The organism is Argonema antarcticum A004/B2, assembly GCF_023333585.1.
GTDB lineage: Bacteria > Cyanobacteriota > Cyanobacteriia > Cyanobacteriales > Aerosakkonemataceae > Argonema > Argonema antarcticum.
Genome location: NZ_JAIQZN010000069.1, coordinates 1 through 1,860 on the forward strand (window position 1 = coordinate 1; position 1,860 = coordinate 1,860).

General features: G+C 40.2%; 1 protein-coding gene and 1 pseudogene. Both read left to right on the forward strand.

From position 1 onward, the window contains the following. Positions 1 to 223, forward strand: a pseudogene (locus LAY57_RS24635) (hypothetical protein); the annotation flags it as partial. Beyond that, positions 220 to 1,692 (forward strand): dynamin-like GTPase family protein, encoded by a 1,473-nt coding sequence (locus LAY57_RS24640; RefSeq protein ID WP_338022482.1) that lies wholly within the window; start codon positions 220 to 222, stop codon positions 1,690 to 1,692. The pseudogene LAY57_RS24635 and the gene LAY57_RS24640, both read left to right, overlap by 4 nt. Positions 1,693 to 1,860 lie beyond the last annotated feature (168 nt).

Sequence of the window (1,860 nt, forward strand, 5' to 3'; positions counted from 1 at the left end):
AAATTTGATAGAAAGGTTATGGAAGTTTGTTAAAAAGAAATGTTTATATTCCAAATATTATTCGGATTTTTCGGGATTTAAATCAGCCATATCTGATTTACTGGCTGTCGCATCCGTCACTTATAAAGAAGATTTAGACTCGCTTCTTACATGGAAATTTCAAACTTTCAATGAAGACCAGTTAACGACAAATTTTGGGCAGCCACAAAAGCACGGTCTTTGACCGTGCTGAGTATATATAAAACAAGCGGGTTACTGGGATTTTACGGCAGTCAGATTAAAGGTACAAATGGACGCGATCGCTTTGGTTTAAATACTCTCTTTCCCGAAAGTGTCAAAGCAATGGATGGTAGCGAAGAGACGCCACAATTTGTCTATGAGTTTAATCGATATTGTGCTAATTCTGGCAAATTACCCAACAATTTTCGCATTTCCGTCCACAGCTATGAAACCCCAAAGCAGAACTACGAACGGATTTTAACAGAATGGGGAACACCTCTGATTAATCAGCTAATTCAAGATAGCGGCATAGAGGAATTTCGCGATGCAGTTACCCGTTATCTCACACAAGAAAAACGTCCCCAACTCTTTGTTAATTTAGCTGATGACTTGCAACCATTGTGCATTATGTTGCGGAAACATTATCTATCCATTTATCGAGAATTAGATAGTCAACCTCGCGAAATTGAGGCGATGAAAACGCAGGAACTGGGAAGACTCAACCAGCAACTTCAGCAAATTGGTAATGATTTTCGCCAACATATAGCATTAGAGGTTAATCAGGTAGTGACGGATAAATGCCAAGGTTTTAAGGCAGACTTTCAAAAGCTGCAATCTCGGATGATTCGCCATTTGGATGAGTTGCTAGATACTTTTTCTGTCCGCGCCGCTTATGAAAGTGCAACCCTCAGTCATCCCCGCAATGCTACTGCGCCTTTGATTGCGGTTTTGGTAGAAGCACTTTATTATTTGGCGAATCAATTAGAAGATATTTTAGTTGAGTCTTGTCAGGAAATAGTTGCTAATTTTTTCCAAGGTTTGATGGAAAGAATTCGCAAGTCGGAATATTACCGTAATTTGTACAGGTTGTTGGGTAATGATGGTGGAATTGAACAAGAGTTGAACTTGCTGGAAAACCAGGTTAGTTTTGCTTTAGTTAATCAGGCGAAAGTGGAGTGCGACAGATTTGTGCGGGAAAGTCCTCGTTTCTACGATGAAGGCACTTTCTCCATATATCAATTCCGCCAAACATTGCTGCAAACTTCTCAAAGTTATGACTGCGAAAGCATGGTGGAAGCGGAACCGGCGATTCGACAATTGTTGAAATTAGATTTTGAGCCAAAAGTCTCCGATACAATTCGCCGCACTTTCCGCCAAACCATCAATCAAACTATCAATACGAACTTATTGCCAATGGCGGATAAGCAAGCTGATGATATTTTGCAGCAATACAATCAAGCGCGTGTTTATTTGGAACAAACTTTGGAGAAGGAAGCGGAGGAGAAAATTATTCGCAATCGTCGTTTGTTGAGCGAATTTGGGCAAAAAATTGAGGTTTATAATCAGGCGGTTGCTGGGATTAATAGTTGTTTGCAGGCGATGCAATTGTATGAACATCAATTGCCTGTAATTGCTGAATCTGATATTAGTTCTGTTTCGGCTAATTTAGAGGTTGGTGATGTTGCTGAATAAGCTGGAATGGTAGATTTTGTAGAAGTTTAGACATAACCGATTTGAAAATAACCCGCACGGAAATCAATGATGCTGTTGGTAAATCAGTCGGTAGTGTCGCCCACACCCGCCTGGGAATCAATTCCCAGGCTAATAGCAAAAGTCCATTAAAATGGACTGGAAGATTTT